General features: G+C 68.3%; 15 protein-coding genes. 11 read left to right on the top strand and 4 right to left on the bottom strand.

Going from position 1 to position 15,714, the window contains the following annotated elements:
- Positions 1-206 precede the first annotated feature (206 nt).
- The 5 genes from DAT35_RS29150 (at position 207) to DAT35_RS29170 (ending at position 3,107) form a co-directional block, all read left to right on the top strand.
- On the top strand, positions 207-872 hold the full coding sequence (locus DAT35_RS29150; RefSeq protein ID WP_108071055.1) for a hypothetical protein: 666 nt from the start codon (positions 207-209) through the stop codon (positions 870-872).
- 48 nt (positions 873-920) lie between these two features.
- Complete coding sequence (locus DAT35_RS29155) at positions 921-1,145, top strand: DUF6310 domain-containing protein (RefSeq protein ID WP_255415217.1); 225 nt, start codon at positions 921-923, stop codon at positions 1,143-1,145.
- Positions 1,090-1,236, top strand: a complete 147-nt coding sequence (locus DAT35_RS61855) for a DUF6310 domain-containing protein (protein WP_255415218.1) — start codon at positions 1,090-1,092, stop codon at positions 1,234-1,236. Before DAT35_RS29155 ends, DAT35_RS61855 begins: the two co-directional genes overlap by 56 nt.
- Before the next feature lies 1 nt (position 1,237).
- Positions 1,238-1,996 (top strand): DUF5953 family protein, encoded by a 759-nt coding sequence (locus DAT35_RS29160; RefSeq protein ID WP_199243029.1) that lies wholly within the window; start codon positions 1,238-1,240, stop codon positions 1,994-1,996.
- 289 nt (positions 1,997-2,285) lie between these two features.
- On the top strand, positions 2,286-3,107 hold the full coding sequence (locus DAT35_RS29170; protein ID WP_108071059.1) for a discoidin domain-containing protein: 822 nt from the start codon (positions 2,286-2,288) through the stop codon (positions 3,105-3,107).
- 70 nt (positions 3,108-3,177) lie between these two features.
- Here DAT35_RS29170 and DAT35_RS29175 read toward each other — a convergent pair whose 3' ends face one another.
- Positions 3,178-3,693, bottom strand: a complete 516-nt coding sequence (locus DAT35_RS29175; RefSeq protein ID WP_158501919.1) for a TetR/AcrR family transcriptional regulator — start codon at positions 3,691-3,693, stop codon at positions 3,178-3,180.
- 230 nt (positions 3,694-3,923) lie between these two features.
- On the opposite strand from DAT35_RS29175, the gene DAT35_RS29180 reads away from it, so the two are divergent.
- Both DAT35_RS29180 and DAT35_RS29185 read left to right on the top strand, forming a co-directional pair.
- Positions 3,924-4,595, top strand: a complete 672-nt coding sequence (locus tag DAT35_RS29180) for a dienelactone hydrolase family protein (protein ID WP_233261776.1) — start codon at positions 3,924-3,926, stop codon at positions 4,593-4,595.
- The gene (locus DAT35_RS29185; RefSeq protein WP_108071065.1) at positions 4,592-5,452 is read left to right on the top strand and encodes an NAD(P)H-binding protein; all 861 of its coding nucleotides are present in this window, start codon (positions 4,592-4,594) and stop codon (positions 5,450-5,452) included. Before DAT35_RS29180 ends, DAT35_RS29185 begins: the two co-directional genes overlap by 4 nt.
- 145 nt (positions 5,453-5,597) lie before the next feature.
- Here DAT35_RS29185 and DAT35_RS62450 read toward each other — a convergent pair whose 3' ends face one another.
- Complete coding sequence (locus DAT35_RS62450) at positions 5,598-6,287, bottom strand: metallophosphoesterase (protein WP_108071067.1); 690 nt, start codon at positions 6,285-6,287, stop codon at positions 5,598-5,600.
- 276 nt (positions 6,288-6,563) lie between these two features.
- A complete protein-coding gene (locus tag DAT35_RS29195; RefSeq protein WP_108071069.1) occupies positions 6,564-7,037 on the bottom strand; it encodes an acetyltransferase in 474 nt (157 codons plus the stop codon).
- Between the two features lie 258 nt (positions 7,038-7,295).
- Here DAT35_RS29195 and DAT35_RS29200 point away from each other — a divergent pair, with 258 nt between their 5' ends.
- The 4 genes from DAT35_RS29200 (at position 7,296) to DAT35_RS29215 (ending at position 15,430) form a co-directional block, all read left to right on the top strand.
- Positions 7,296-7,835, top strand: coding sequence for a transposase (locus DAT35_RS29200; protein ID WP_233261778.1), 540 nt, complete (start codon positions 7,296-7,298; stop codon positions 7,833-7,835).
- Positions 7,836-8,317: 482 nt separating this feature from the next.
- Positions 8,318-8,467: a hypothetical protein gene (locus DAT35_RS59155; RefSeq protein WP_158501920.1), complete on the top strand. Its 150-nt coding sequence runs from the start codon at positions 8,318-8,320 to the stop codon at positions 8,465-8,467.
- A gap of 226 nt (positions 8,468-8,693) precedes the next feature.
- Complete coding sequence (locus DAT35_RS29210) at positions 8,694-14,000, top strand: ATP-binding sensor histidine kinase (RefSeq protein WP_108071073.1); 5,307 nt, start codon at positions 8,694-8,696, stop codon at positions 13,998-14,000.
- Between the two features lie 170 nt (positions 14,001-14,170).
- On the top strand, positions 14,171-15,430 hold the full coding sequence (locus DAT35_RS29215; protein WP_158501921.1) for an FAD-dependent monooxygenase: 1,260 nt from the start codon (positions 14,171-14,173) through the stop codon (positions 15,428-15,430).
- Here DAT35_RS29215 and DAT35_RS61000 read toward each other — a convergent pair.
- Positions 15,321-15,698 carry a transposase gene (locus DAT35_RS61000; protein WP_369946146.1) on the bottom strand — a complete coding sequence of 126 codons (378 nt, stop codon included), beginning with the start codon at positions 15,696-15,698 and terminating at the stop codon, positions 15,321-15,323. The two genes, DAT35_RS29215 and DAT35_RS61000, sit on opposite strands and share 110 nt — an antisense overlap.
- Between the last annotated feature and the right edge of the window lie 16 nt (positions 15,699-15,714).

The raw sequence follows: 15,714 nt of genomic DNA on the forward strand, positions 1-15,714 counted from the left end.
GCGACTGGCGGGGTGCAGCTTGCTCCCCGGTGCCAGGGTCCTGCCCGCTGGCACCGCTACCTCCCAGGGAGCCCTCCACAGGCCCGAGCTGCGGCTGCCGTGTGCCGCTCCCCCCGCGTGCTCGTCCCTCGCTGTCGGACGTGCTGGCATACTCCCCAACGGGCCCGACTAGAGCCTGCCCCCTCGCTTGATGAAAGAACGTGACGATGCGCTTGCGAACATGGAGCGCGCTCCTGGTACTGCTCACTGCCTGCGCTAGCGCGCCCGCTCCACAGTCGATGCCACCGCCCCACGCCTTCGCGTCGACTCCCACTTCGGGCCCGCGCATCCGGCTCGTTTCCGCGCCGATGGAGCCGACACCGGATCGGTCGTGGATTGGAAAGGCGGACCTGGACAAGGCCAGGGCACTGCTGTCTCGGGCACGCAAAGACATCGAGCCGCGTCAGTGGGAACAGTTGGACCGCAAGCTCACCGCAGCGGAACGGGCCTTCGAGCGCTTCTCCCGCGCCGCGAGGACGAGCGGACAAGCCGCAGAGGTGGCGAGGGGAGCCGAGGGCCTCGCCCAGGTTGGACGCGCCGGGGCGTTGGTTGAAGCACTCCCTCGAGTGGGCCCGTTGCTCGCGGTCCTCGTGCTGCTCTATCCCTCCAGCACCGCCGGGCCGGAGACCGACCGTCGCCCGCCCTGGGTCGGCGCTCAGCGGGAGTTCGAGGCACGGCTGCGGGACGTCTCGGAGTCCTCGCGGCAGCTCATGGTGGAACTTGAGGCCCAGCCTCGTCCGGCGAAAGCAGCGGCCCGGGAGCCCTCGCCGCAGAAGCAGCTCGCGTCCGTCCTCGTGGAGGAAGACGACCCGAGATGTAAGCCCATCCCCTAGCCGCGCCACCGTGGCGGGCATGACCCGCACAACGAATGTGCCGACAAGATGCCGGGCAACACTTTCCCTGGTGGAGATGTGTACGTGAATGGGAAGAACTTCGACGCGCTGCAACTGGCCACGCGCACGCTCTGGGAGGTCAAGACGGATGACTTTGAAAAACAACCATCTCGCTCTCAAATATTCTTTGTCAGGATGAAATTGCCGGAAATACAACATGAAATTGCCGGAAATAAAACGCGAGAAAAGGATTGCGGAGGCATGTGGTTATAATTTTGTCGTTGGCGTCAAAAGCACCGCACATAAAGTTGCTCTTGAGAGCCTGGATCGCAACCTCAACATTGTCATTATGGACTGGTGCTGACATGGTGTTTGGTCGAAATGAGGTGACTATCAGCGTGTACGCGCCTGCGCTCGTGGGCGACGATAATCGCCCGCTTGCCATCGTTCATGGAATGGAGCGTGCGCTTCCTGGATTGCGCTTGGGGTGGACGACTTCGGAGAAGGAAGACCTCATCCCGCTACATCACCGCGATGAGTGGGTTGCGTCCAACAAGACAGACGGAGGGTTTCCGTTTCTTTGCAACGATGACGATGACCACTTGGTGGCGATTTCCGGGTGGGAAAATCCGAACGGTCTTGCCGCAGATGGCGCGCCGCATTTTGAAGTTCATGCGCACCTGCCACTCGACCCAGCCAGTATCGCGGCGGTAGCGGATGTGCTAGCGGCCATTGGGGAAGGCGCACGCGCGTATTGGGGTCACGCCACGCCATCCAGCGCGACCGTGGAAATTTCGCGGCAGACGGTCGACCCGGTGCGTAAGCCAGGAGTTCCGCCACGGGGGCTGCCCACGCTCAGGTTCCCAGACTACATCCGCTCGCCTGAGATTCCGCATTGCCTCGGGTGGCTGAGCTACTGGTCGGCCGCCGCTGCTCAGGCCATCGGGTTTCCGGACACGGCGCGCGACGCGGACTTGCTCTCACGGGCGCGGCGCACCGCGACGGGCGGGTGGGTCGTGCAGCTCACGGACGCGCCGCTCGACCTGGACAACCCCGCGCACCTGGACGCGCTCAAGCGGGCCTACGAGCGTTTCCCGGAGATCGGCGGGCGCTCCACCCTGTGAGGCTCGGCACGGCTCGCGGTGGCCGTGCTCAGGGCGCCGCCTTCTGGCTCACCGGGAAGGTGACGTTCCCGAGAGTACGTACGCCAAGAGCCGCCGCCTGCCGCCACACCTCACGCAGGCGAACACGTCCAGTGCGAACGTCCTGCGGAGCAGCCCGGCCCACTCCACCCGCGGCGTCCTCTGCTTCCTCGGCTCCTCCACCGTCGCGGCCAAGCAGAGGCTCTCCTTCTGTGGGCCCGCCTCCGTCCCCGCTTGAGGGAACCCGAGCCCGCCGGCGCTCGAGTCCTTCATCGAAGCCCCCCTCGATGGCTGTGCAGTCCTCCGCCCCCTCGGCGTCAAGGCCAGCGGAGACGACGGCAACCTCCCCGCGAACACCCTGGATGGCCAGCTCAACACGCGCTGGTCCGCCCATGGAAAGGGCGCGTGGATCCGCTACGAGGTGGACCCGGCGCGGCCGCTCTGCGCCGTGCAGGTGGCGTGGTACCGCGGAGACAGTCGGAGCAACACCTTCACGATCGCGGTTTCCGCGGATGGCTCCACCTGGCAAGACCTCCACTCCGCGAGGAGCACCGGGAAGACGCGCGCGCTCGAGACGTACGAGCTCAACGCTCCGCCCGGCACTCGCTACCTCCGCATCACCGTGAACGGCAACACCACAAACGACTGGGCGAGCATCGCCGAGGTGGCGGTGCAGGTGCGGCAGCAGGCACCGGTCCCGGCCCCGCGCCCCAGCCCCAGCCCCGGGGACGCAACGGTGGACCCACTCGGGGTGCACATGGTTCATCCGACGCGTGCAGGCGGGCAGGCATGGTTCCTGGGCGCGGACCCCCAGAGGGATGCGCGCTTCGACCCGCAGGACACCATCACGCGCAATGCGGACGGTTCCTGGAAGATGCGCTCGAGCCAGGTGCGGATGAACGTCCTCACGGAGGACGGCTACAGCACCAGCCGGATTGCCACCTACGACCGTCGGGCCCTCCAGGAGAAGGGGTACATGCAGACTCCGAAGGACTGGCGCAACCTGGAGATGACGGCCTTCTTCCGCCTCAACTCCGCTCCCGACGTCGACTTCAAGTGGCTGAGCGTGCGGGAAATTGACCCGCTCCCCTGAGCATCGCGGGTCTGGATCCGATCCTGAGCGCTGGAGGAGACGCTGAAGCGGGCGCAGACAGGCTGCACCGCTATCCGTGCAGGCAGCTGAGCACAGCTCGAGCAGCCGCTGCCTTCGCAGCGGCCAACGACAATCCACTCGGCCGGGCGAGCACGGCCTCGTGGACCAGCACATCCATCAGGCTCGGGATCACGAACAGCGTTGCGCTCGGGTGGGAGCCGACCTCTGGCTGCCTCGAAGTGAGGATCGCTCCCAGAGCACGGCGGAGTCCCCCGCCATCCGGCGGCTGCTGTGCCAGCAGCTCATGAAGCTGCGGTGGATCTGCCGAGTGCTCATCGATCAAGCCGTCCACGAGCGCGAGGACCAGTGGCTCGAGAGGCGAGGTCGCGTGCGTGTCGAGGATCCGCGCGAGGACCTGCCGGATGCGTTGGGCGTGGAGTTCATGCAGGGCATCGAAGATGGCGTGCTTGTCCGGAAAGTACTGGTAAAGCGAGCCGATGCTCACCCCTGCAGTCTCCGCTATCCGATTGGTGGTGACCGCATCGACGCCTTCACGTCCGAGCACCTTGACGGTCGCCTCGAGCACGACCCCGACGGTCTCCTGTGCGCGTTGTTGCTTCGGCTGGCGACGCGTTGGCTTCCTTTCCGGGGCTTGCGGCATTGGCAACCTCGATGAATCTGAGCAACCGGCCCCGCGTGCTGGGCCCTTCCCTCTGAAGAGCTGTGCTCCGAACGCGAGCTGACGGGGAGAGTCTTGCTCCGTAGTTTGCGCCCTTCCATTCGGCACACCCCGTGTCGATGGGTGAGGAGCAGCCAGTGACTTATCTGAATACCGCAGCGATTGGAAACCTCCGCGTACGCGAGCTTCCGGGCTATCTGAACGACAGCGCAGGACAGGGCCGCCCGGCCCTCGTCGTCATTCATGAGTTCTGGGGGTTGACTGGGCAGATTCGGGGGGTGGTGGACCGCTTCGCGAAGGAGGGGTTCGTCGCCTTCGCGCCGGACCTGTACCGGGGCAAGCTCCCGCAGACCGCTGAGGAGGCCCAGCGGCTGGTCGTCACCGGAGACAAGGCTCAGTGGTTCGCGGACCTCCAGCGCGCGGTGGAGGCGTTCCTCCCGTGCAAGGTGGGCGTGGTGGGTTTCAGCATGGGAGGGGCCTTCGCGCTCTCCACCGCGGCCCAGGTCCCCGAGGTGCGCGCCTGCGTTTCCTTCTACGGTGTGCCGAGGCCCGAATCGGGGGACCTGACGAAGACCCGAGCCCGGGTGCTGGGTCACTACGTGAACGTCGATGAGTGGGTGAGCCCGGAGCGCCTCGGCCAGATCGAGGCCGAGCTCCAGCGCGCAGGCGTCCCGGTCACGTTGCACCGCTATGACGCGAAGCACTCGTTCTTCAACGAGCAGCGCAGCGACGTCTACTCCCCCGGGAGCGCGTCGCTGGCCTGGGACCGGACGCTCGCCTTCCTCAAGGACGCGCTCGCCTGGCCATGAGCTACATCATTACCGGAGCGACAGGAAACATCGGGAGGCGGGTGGTGGGCCGCCTCCTCGAAGCGGGGATTCGACCAAGGGTCCTGACGCGCGACGCGGAGAAGGCGCGCAAGTCGTACGGGGAGCACGTGGACATCCGCGTTGGTGATCTGTCGGACCCTGCGTCCCTCAGGCCCGCCTTCACCGGGGGCTCGACGCTCTTCCTGGTGAACGCCGGCCCCGACCTGGCTGCACGTGACGCCGCCGCCGTGCAGGTGGCACGCGCGGTGGGCGTCACGCGCGTCATGAAGCTGTCGTCGCTGGACGTCGAGCAGGAGGTTGGGACCGGCGTGTGGCACGCGCGCGGTGAATTGGCCCTTCGCGAGAGCGGGCTCTCGTTCACCTTCCTCCGCCCATCGGGCTTCATGTCCAACGCCTTGGGCTGGGCCCCTTCCATCCGGGGGGCCGGGCTGGTTCGTACGTCGACGGGAGAGGGGCGGATCGCCCTCATCCATCCCGACGACATCGCCGAGGTCGCGACACATGCGCTGCTTCGGTGGGATTACGAGGGGCAGGCACTGCGTATCACCGGGCCGGAGGCGCTGAGCTATGCAGAGATGACCGCACGGATCAGTGCAGTGATCGGCGAGCCGCTCGTGTTCCAGTCCATGTCCGACCAGGAAGCGCGAGCGTTGTTCGTGGCGCGACGGGAGGAGCCGGAGATGGTCGCGGCGCTCCTGTCCATCTGGAGCGCGATCCGCGGAGGGCGGCTCGACACCGTCACCGAAACGGTCCGGCACGTTCTCGGACGAGGGCCCAGATCCTTCGAGGCCTGGGCACGGGAGAACGCGGCCTCATTCCGCGACGGTTCCGGATGACACGCTGGGGAGCTCCTGACGGCCATCGGCCATCCCGACCACGTCGCGTCTTTGGCGTTGTCGACCGCATCACTCCCCGCAGGGTGAGCCCGGCAGCAGGTCCGACCCTCAGACCCGCTGCCGGACTCCTCCGCATTGCGCAGGCTCAGGGAAGCGGCGCCACGTCCGAGTCGTCGACGGGCGCGAGCTCGTGGCGCTCGCCGAGGCCTGCGGGCCGGACGGCCGGGTCATCCACGGGCCCTGGAGGCGTCCGGAGGACCGCCGGCGCTCCGACCTCGTCCACCGGACGTCCACCGGCAGCCGTCACCGTCTTGCTGAGCGTCAGACTGTCCAGCACGACGCCGCCCGGATTGAGAAAGCGTGCGCGCAGCGCTCCATTCTCCACCACGACGTCGAGGTACCCGTAGGCCGTGTTGTTGCGGTAGGCGGCCCATGTCGGCTGGCTCTCGGGAAAGGCCCTCAGCGCCGCGCCACCACTTCCCACCACGAGGTAGCTCACGCCCTGTGTCGGCGCGGATGCCACCTCACTCCCGCGCATGGGTTTGCTGCGCTCGTAGTTGTGGTCATGACCGGTGAGGACCAGGTCCACGCCGTAGCGCTCGAAGAGAGGGCCGAACTCCCTGCGCACCGCGAGCTGTGAGCCATGCTCCCCGCTGGACCAGGGCGGGTGGTGGAAGAAGGCCACCTTCCAGGGCGCGGTGCTGCGTATAGGAGGGATGGGGGCGGTGTTGAGGGAGAGGGCTGGAGCCGAGGGGTGGAGGAGGGTTGCTGACGGGTGCCTCGAGGCTGTGCGCCGGGCCGGTGGAGAGGCGGTGCAGCCCCATGGGGCACACATCGGCCCAGTGGCTTCCCCAGGGGGAGGCAGCAGGGGCGTGGGCGTCTTTGGCACCGTGACTGCTCGTAACTGCTCGCCGGACCCCGTCGTGACGAGAGAGGCAGTGGCGTGAGACGTCCAGGCAATAAACCTGGAGGTGCACGTGGAGAAGGAGCTGGAGCAGTTCCGGCAGGAGGCGCAGAGGCTGAGGGAAGGAAGAGCGAAGGGCTCGGGCCCCTTATTCGCGCATGACAACGCTTTTCTCGGAATTCCGTGATGAGCCTTTTGTTGTCTGCTTCAGGCTGCGCTCTTGAGCTTCATGTGCAGAAGCGGATAGGGCTTGCCCTGTCCGTCCAGCTCCGAACGGCCCGTCGTCTCGAAACCCTCGTGCAGATAGAACCCCACAGCCTGCGGGTTCTGCTCGTTCACATCCACCGTGGTGGCGCCCAGGTGCTCGATGGCGTGTTGAAGCAACTGCTTGCCAATGCCCTGGCCGCGCGTGGCAGGCGCGATGAACAGCATCTCCACATTGCCGCCTGCCACGCCGACAAAGCCGAGGATTTTGTCGGCTTCGTCCCTGTAGGCGCGCAGGTTGACCATGCCGAAGTATTCGTTGCGGATCTTGGGGCGCAGCCAGTCGATGTCGGCAGCGGGCAGGAAATCGTGCGTGGCGCGCACGGAGGCTTCCCACACGTTGATGAGCTCGTCGAAATCGTGCTCGGTCACTTCAGAAATACGGCTCACTCGTTCACCTTGATTGTATGTGCTCATGCTCTCCTGGAGCTACCAGATTCCGGGCCTCCGCGGCTTCGCGGCGTGGGTGACCGGGCAGCCCTGATGCGGATCGGGACGCCTACCCGGTGCCAGGGAAGGCGTCCAGGGAAGGTGTCAAACTCGACTTTCGCCATTTTGAGGAGAGCAGGCGAGCAGGCGAGGAGGGCGCGAGCGCAAGAGGAGGGCGGCCAACGGGAGAGGTTGAGAAGTCGACCAAGACTTTTCCCGTCCAGCACACCGATGACCGCCCCCTCTTTGAACACGCTGCTGTCGATACTTCTGCTCGTCAGCCCCGCCTTCACACGACCCTCGTTTCGCCGCTTCCTCACCCTGTTTGCAGGCTGGGTGCGTACCAGCGGGCTGCACGCCGTCACTGAGTCGCTGGTGGTGGCAGGCGTCTCCGGTACCCTCCACCACGCCGCCTTCCACCGCTTCTTCTCCCACGCTCACTGGAGCCTGGACGAGGTGGGGCGCCTGCTGCTGCTCAAGCTGGTGGCGCTCGCACCGGGGCCGCTGCGCCTGGTGCTCGATGACACCCTGTGCACTCACAAGGGACCCAAGGTGTTCGGGCTGGGTGTTCACGTCGACGCGGTACGCTCTACCCGGAAAAGGCGCTTGCTCACCTTCGGCCATGTCTGGGTGGTGCGGGCCGTGCTGGTGCCCGTGCCCTTCTCCGGTCGAGTCTGGGCACTGCCCATTCTCTTAACTGGTGGCCGACACCGCCTACTCTTGCCGGGAAGTGCTGCGCCACCTGCCTCCATGTGTTGGCGTATAGGCGGGAGAGAAGCCATGTAGAGGGAGAGGGCAGGAGAGGAGGGGCCGAGAAGGGCCGCAGCCGGGGCCAGCAAGGCCGAGCGCCGCGCCGGTACACGGGACGGTACAACCCTCTTGGCTCCACACCGCGGACAGGCGAAGCCCGTCCAGGGCTTTCCGTCCTGCGGAGCAGCCCGGCCCAATCCACCCGCGCCGTCCTCTGATTCCTCGGCTCCTCCACCGTCGCGGCCAAGCAGAGGCTCTCCTTCTGTGGGCCCGCCTCCGTCCCCGCTTGAGGGAGCAGAAATGGCCGGAGCTTGGCGCCCGGAGCGAAGACGCCATGAAACCTCGTGAGGTTCGCCCGAGGCGGAGGCACCAGGGACGCCAGGCGACGGAGCACAGCCGACGGCCGGCGAGGAAGCCCTGACGCACCTCGAAGAGCTGGCCGTCCAGCTGCACCACACTCTCGCGCTCGCTGCAACGCGCCTCCAGCGCCACCACGTAGCGGCTCTTGTCGTCCATGGGTGGACCTGCTCATCACCGAGGCCACGCGCGCCCAGGCCGGAGACGTCCTCACGTGCACGCCCATCGGCGCGGTGCCGGTGAAGGGCAAGGCCCAGCCGGTGGAGGTGTTCGTGCCCCGGCTGGCCCCGGGTTCCACCCAGGCGGCCTGAGCCACTCTCCGCGCCAGGCTGGACGACTCCCGGTCAAGCACTCGGGGAAGAGGCTGTTCAGTCCTGAATACGTTCTTGCTCTCGGTGTCTCTCATCTGACAAGAGAACGAGGGCAGCACCCCAGGGGGCCCTCGCGAGCCAGAAGTGGATCCAAGGCACCGCCGTGAGTCAGGAAAGGTGGTACCCCGACAGGGGGGCCTGGGTTCAACCAGGAGAAGGGTCCCTGATGGTCGGCATTCCAGGCTACACGCTCATCGACAGGCTCGAGTCGACGGGGGGAAGCGTCCTCTACCAGGGGGTGCGCGATGCGGATCGCCTCCCCGTCATCGTGAAGATGCCGGCGACGGAGCACCCGAGCGCGCGCGAGCTCGAGCACTACCGCCGGGAGCACGCCATCCTGCAGCGGCTGCGCGAGGTGCGCGGCGTCACCCGCGTCGTGGGCTGTGAGCTGACGCAGGGCCGCCCGGTGCTCCTGCTTGAGCACGAGGGTGGGGTGGCCCTGTCCCAGTCCGTGGGCGCGCCGCTCGAGGTGGACCGCTTCCTGGAGCTGGCCCTCTCCATCGCCTCGACACTGGCGGACATCCACCGCCGCGGCGTCATCCACAAGGACCTCAAGCCCTCCAACATCGTGCTGCTGCCCTCGGGCGAGACGCGCATCATCGACTTCGGCACCGCCACGCTGCAGGGCATCGAGCACGTGGAGGCCGCCCCCGCCTCGCTCATCGAGGGCACGCTGGCGTACATGTCCCCGGAGCAGACCGGGCGGATGAACCGCTCGGTGGACTACCGCACGGACCTCTACTCGCTGGGCGTGACGTTCTACGAGCTGCTCACGGGCACGCTGCCCTTCCACGGGCGCGACGCGCTCGAGTGGTTCCACGCGCACATGGCCCAGGCGCCCAAGCCGCCGCACGAGCGCGTGCCGACAATCCCTCTCAGCCTGTCGGCCATCGTGATGAAGCTGCTCGCGAAGGTCGCCGAGGAGCGCTACCAGGGCGCGGATGGGCTGAAGGCGGACCTGCTGCGCTGCCGGGAGGCGCTGGCCCGGGACGAGTCCGCGCCCTTCCCGCTGGGCGAGCACGACGTCCCCACGCACTTCCAGATGCCCCAGCGGCTCTATGGGCGCGAGGCGCAGGTGGACCTGCTGCTCCAGGCCTTCGAGCGCGTGGCCCGCGGCGGGCGTCCGGAGCTCGTGCTGATCAGCGGCTACTCTGGCATCGGGAAGTCCTCGGTCGTCCACGAGCTGTACCGGCCCATCGTGCAGCGGCGCGGCCTGTTCCTCGACGGCAAGTTCGATCAATTCCAGCGCGACATCCCCTACGCCACGCTGGCCCAGGCCATCCGCGGGCTGGTGCGCCAGCTGCTCGCCGGCACCGACGCGGAGCTGGAGGCGTGGCGCGAGCAGTTGCGCGAGGCGTGGGAGGGCAACGGGCAGCTGCTCGTGGACCTGGTTCCCCAGCTGGAGCTGATCGTCGGCAAGCAGCCCGCGCTCCCGGAGCTCTCGCCCGCCGAGGTGCGGCACCGCTTCGATCGCGTCTTCCAGCGCTTCCTCGGGGTGCTCTCCACCCCCGAGCACCCGCTCGCCATCTTCCTGGATGACCTGCAGTGGGCGGACCGGGCCAGCCTCCGGCTCGTCCAGCACCTCTTCACCCATCCGGACACGCCGCCGCTGCTGTTGATTGGCGCCTACCGCGACAACGAGGTCAGCCCGTCCCACCCGCTGATGTTGACGCGCGAGGAGCTGCGCGCGGCGGGCGCGCGCGTGTCGGATCTCCGGCTCGAGCCGCTGAGCGCGGAGCAGCTCCGGCAGATCATCACCGACGCGTTGCCGGGGGCGGGGCCGGAGCTCGTCGAGCCGCTGTCCGCGCTGGTGCACGAGAAGACGGGGGGCAACCCGTTCTTCTTCCTCCAGCTCATGCGGACGCTGAACCAGGACGGGCTGCTGACGCGCACGCCCGAGGGCTCCTGGCGGTGGGACGCGGAGGGCGTGCGGGCCCGGGCGTACTCCGACAACGTCGTCGACTTCCTCGTGGGCCGGCTGCGCCAGCTGCCCGAGGCGACCCAGCACCTGCTGCGCCTGTCGGCGTGCGCGGGCAATGCCTTTGTCCTGCGGACCCTGTCCCTCATCTCCGACAAGCCCTTGGAGGAGGTGGAACAGGGATTGGAGCCCGCGCTCCAGGAAGGCCTGGTGATGCGGGGGGGCGAGGAGCAGTACCGCTTCCTCCATGATCGCATCCAGCAGGCGGCCCATGCCCTCATCCCCGAGGAGGAGCGCAAGGCCGTCCACCTGCGCATCGGCCGGCTGCTGCTCGCGAGCCTGCCCGCGGAGGAAGTGCGGGAGAAGATCTTCGACGTGGTGAACCAGCTCAACGCCGGGGCGGAGCTGCTCCAGTCCCCCGAGGAACGCCACCACGTCGCGATGCTCAACGCCGAGGCCGGCTGGAAGGCGCAGGCCTCCACGGCGCACCGCTCGGCCATCGCCTACTTCACGACGGCCCTCTCCCTGCTGCCAGGGGACTCCTGGGAGCAGGAGCCCGAGCTGACCTTCAAGCTGAGCCTCCAGCGGGCGACCAGCGAGTTCATGAGCGGCAACCTGGCCGGGGCGCACCAGCTCGTGGGGGCGCTCCGCTCGCGGGCACGCACCCCGTCGCAACTGGCGGCGGTGTCCCGGCTGCGGTGCGACATCCACCTCACCAAGGGCGAGACCCCGACGGCCGTCACGTGCCTGCTGGAGTGCCTGGCGTCGCTGGGCATGCCCATGTCCCCACACCCCACCTGGGCCGAGGTGGAGGCCGCCAACGCGGAGCTCTGGGCCTTGCTGGGGGAACGCCCCATCGCGAGCCTCCTCGAGCTGCCGCTCATGACGGACCCGGACAGGAAGGCGGTGATGAGCGTGCTGGACACCCTGTTCATGCCCGCGTTCCTCACCGACAACAACCTGCTCGTCCTCCACCTGAGCCGGATGCTCCTGCTCACCCTGCGCCACGGCAACAGCGAGGCCGCCACGCAAGGGTATGCGAGGTACGGCATCGTCCTGGTCTCCTTCTTCAAGAGGCACCAGGAGGGTCATGCCTTCGGTGAGCTTGCCCTGGCCCTCATCGAGCGCCACGGCTTCTCCGCCTCCCGGGCGAGGGTCCTCTACGCGATGGAGCGCCTCAGCATCTGGACCCGGCCGCTCGCCCTGGCGCTGGAGTACGTCCGCAGCGCCTTCCAGCACGCCGTCCCGGCCGGTGACTTCCAGACGGCCTGCTACAGCTGCCCCAGTATCGTCATGGCTCGCCTCGCCCTGGGGCACGGCCTGGAAGAGGTCTACCAGGAGTCGATCGCGCGCCTCGACTTCGCGCGCAAGACGGGCTACCGGGCCGTGCAGCACAGCATCCACCACACCCAGCGCTACGTGCAGCAGCTGCGCGGCCTCTCGCGCACCTTCGACTCGCTCAACGGCGAGGACTTCGAGGAGGAGGCCTTCGAGGCCGGGCTCGCGTCGGCACCGCACGTGGGCACCATGGGGTGCTGGTACTGGATCACCAAGATGCGCTCGCGCTTCATGTGCGGCAGGTACGAGGAGGCGCGCCAGGCGTCGCTCCGGGCCGCGGAGCTGCTCTGGTCCTCGGCGGGCTACATCCAGCTGGTGGACTTCCACCTCTACAGCGCGCTCACCCTGTCCGCCTGCTGCGAGGACGCGACGCCCGAGATGCGGCGGGAGTACCTCGAGGCCCTCGAGCGGCACCGGCAACAGCTCGAGGAGTGGGCGGTCCAGTGCCCCGGCAACTTCCGCGCGGCCGAGCGGCTCGTCTCCGCGGAGCTCGCATACCGCCTGGGCGGGTGGGACGACGCGATGCACACCTACGAGGAGGCGCTCCGGTCGGCCCGCGAGAACGGCTTCATCCAGCACGTCGCCCTGGTCAGCGAGCTCGCGGCGCGCTTCTGGCGCAAGCGGAGTGTCTCCACCATCGCCCTGGCCTACGCCCGCGAGGCCCGTGAGGCGTACCGGACGTGGGGCGCCCACGGCAAGGTGCGGCAGTTGGATGACCAGTGGCCCTTCCCCTCGGGAGTGGCGAAGGGTCCGGACCGGGGCGCCTGCGATACGACCTCGACGCAGATCGACGCGCTCACCGTGGTGAAGGCCCAGCAGGCCATTTCCGGGGAGATCGTCATGGAGCGGCTGGCGTCCACGCTGTTGCAGGTGGCCATCGAGAACGCCGGTGCGCAGCGCGGCGCCCTGTTGCGCCCGCTCGGCAACAAGCTGCAGCTGGTGGCCCTCTCCCAGGAGACGGAGGGCGGCACCGTGGTCCTCCCGGACGAGAACGTCCCCCACGCGCTGCCCTGGTCGCTGCTCACCTACGTCAAGCGCGCGCACGAGCACGTGCTCATCGGCGATGCCTCCAAGCCCCATCCCTACTCCTCGGACGGCTACTTCGCGCGCGGCCAGGCCCGGTCCGTGCTCTGCCTGCCGCTGATGCGCCAGGAGGAGCTCGTCGGCGTGCTGTACCTGGAGAACAGCCTCGCCGCGGATGCCTTCACGCCGGCGCGCATCGCGCTGCTCGGGCACATCGCCTCGCAAGCGGCCATCTCCCTGGAGAACGCACGGCTCTACGCCGACATCCAGCGCGCCAAGGCCGCCCTGCGCGAGGCCAACGACGAGCTGGAGCGGCGGGTGGACGAGCGCACGCACGAGCTGAAGGAAGCCCAGGCGCGGCTGGTGGAGATGGCGCGCGCGGCGGGCATGTCCGAGATCGCCTCCAACGTGCTGCACAACGTGGGCAACGTGCTCACCAGCGCCGTGGTGAACCTCGAGACGATGCGTCACGGGGTGGGCGCCTCGCGCGTCACCCGGGTGAGGCAGGTGGCCGGGCTGCTCGAGGAGCACCGCGCGCGGCTCGCGGACTTCTTCACGGCGGATCCCCGGGGCACGTGCCTGCCCGACTACCTCGCCGCGCTCGGGGCCGAGCTCATCACGGAGCAGACAAACCTCCAGGAGAGCCTGGAGGCGATGAGCCGGCACGTGGAGCACATCCGGGCCATCGTCCACGTGCAGCAGACGTACGCGAAGACGCCCCTGCTCACCGAGGAGTGCGACCTGGGGCAGCTCGTCGACGACACCCTGCGCATCCAGTACGCCGCGCTCCAACGCCACGGCATCAGCGTCACCCGCGAGGTCGGCTTCCTACCCCGCGTCCGGCTGGACAAGCACAAGGTGATGCAGATTCTCATCAACCTCCTCGCCAACGCCAAGAACGCCATGGACGCGATGCCCGAGGAACAGCGGCGCCTGCTGGTGCGGCTCACCTCGGAAAACGGGTGGGCACGCATCCAGGTGGTGGACAGCGGCGCTGGCATCGCGCCGGAGGTGCTCGGAAAGCTCTTCTCGCACGGCTTCACCACGCGCAGGGACGGCCACGGCTTCGGCCTGCACTGGAGCGCCCTGGCGGCGCAGATGCTGGGAGGACGGCTGACGCTGCAGAGCGAGGGGCCGGGCCGGGGAGCCACGGCCACGCTGGAGATTCCGCTCGCCCCCAAGCGCCCGGAGTGACGGCCGTCAGCGCCGCGCGCCCGCGAGCCGCTCGGCCACGTCGATGACCTTCGCCTCGACGTTGGTGCGGATAGAGGGGGGGTCGCCCAGCTGGAGTAGCATCCCCCGGAAGGTGTCAAACACCTCGTACAGTGCGCCCAGCGCGCGTGCTCACGGGAGGAGGCATGGACATGGAGGCATCCGCTTCGGGGTGTGCGAAGGGACTGCGGGTCGGAATCGTGGGGGGCTCGATCGCGGGCTGCATGTGCGCCATCGAGCTGTCTCGCGCCGGGTGTGAGGTGAAGGTGTTCGAGCGCTCCACGGGGCAACTCGAGGACCGGGGTGCTGGCATCGCCACCTCCATCCCCCACCTGGAGCTGCTCAAACGGCGCGATCTGGTGGACTCCGGGTTTCCTGTCATTCACACGGGCAACTCCATATGGACGGTGCCCACGGAGGGGGAGCGCCAGGGCCGCATCCTCCGGGTGCAGCCGGCCTCCGTGGCGAGCATGAGTTGGGGCCTGCTGTTCGCCAACCATCGCAAGCGGGTACCCGAGGAGGTGTACCACCGGGGGTGCAACGTCACGGGGGTGGAGGAGCATGCGGACGGCCCGGTCACCCTCGCGCTGGAGGACGGGCGCCGCCTCACGTTCGATCTGGTTGTCTTCGCGGATGGCTACCAGTCCTGGGGCCGCAGACAGCTCTTCCCCGAGGTGAAGGCGGAGTACGCCGGCTACCTCATTTGGCGGGGGATGGTGGAGGAGGCGCGGGTGCCCGCCGCAACGTATGGAGCAGAAGGCCGGGTGGAGTGGGCCATTCATGAGGGGGGGCTGTGCATCCTCTACGCCATCCCCGGGTCTGGGGGGGAATGCTCGGCCGGGGAGCGGAGGGTGAACTGGGGCTGGTACGCCCTCACGCCCGAGGCGCGGCTCGCGGAGCTGCTGACGGACAAGTGGGGCCGCCGGCATGAGACGTCGCTGCCGCGCGGGGCGGCACGGGAGGAGCACGTCCGCGTCCTGCACGAGCGCGCCCGGCGGGAACTGCGCGGGGTGGCTGCGGACGTCATCTGTGCCACGGCGGAGCCCTTCATCCAGGTTGTTTATGATTTGCATGTACCGGCGTACGTGCGGGGGCGGGTGTGCCTGATGGGGGACGCGAGCTCCATCGCCCGGCCGCACACGGCGGCGGGGGCGATCAAGGCGCAGCAACAGGCCATGGCCTTGAGCCAGGCGCTGCAGGCGCACGGCACGTTGGAGGAGGCGCTGCGGGCGTGGAACGAGGAGGTGTGGGGGGTGGGGGACAGGCAGGTGAGTCTGGGGAAGGTGCTGGGCCGTGCGCTGCTCACCGAGGCGCCGGACTGGAGCACGATGGATGAGGCGCGCATGGTGGAGTGGTGGGACGCCGCCACGCGCGGGGTGCACGTGTATTACGCCAGGTCCACGGCGGCGTAGGAGAGGTCTGGCCAGGCATAGCGGCACAGCCGCTCCAGCCCCTGCCTGTCAGGGCCCCTCTTTTCTCCAACAGCCGCAGCACTCGGTGGCGTACCCCCATCAGCAGCCGCTCCACCTCACCTTGCGTGGGCGGCGGCAACGCCTCGAAGCGCGCGCCGCCCTCCCCCGGCACGAAGACGCCGTCCGGTACCAGCGAGTGGAAGTGCGGCGTCACCTGATGGGCCGACCCGAAGAACTGGATGAACGACACGGCCCCTGACCTGCCCACCGCGAAGCCCCTGCCG

The organism is Vitiosangium sp. GDMCC 1.1324, assembly GCF_003044305.1.
Taxonomy (GTDB): domain Bacteria; phylum Myxococcota; class Myxococcia; order Myxococcales; family Myxococcaceae; genus Archangium.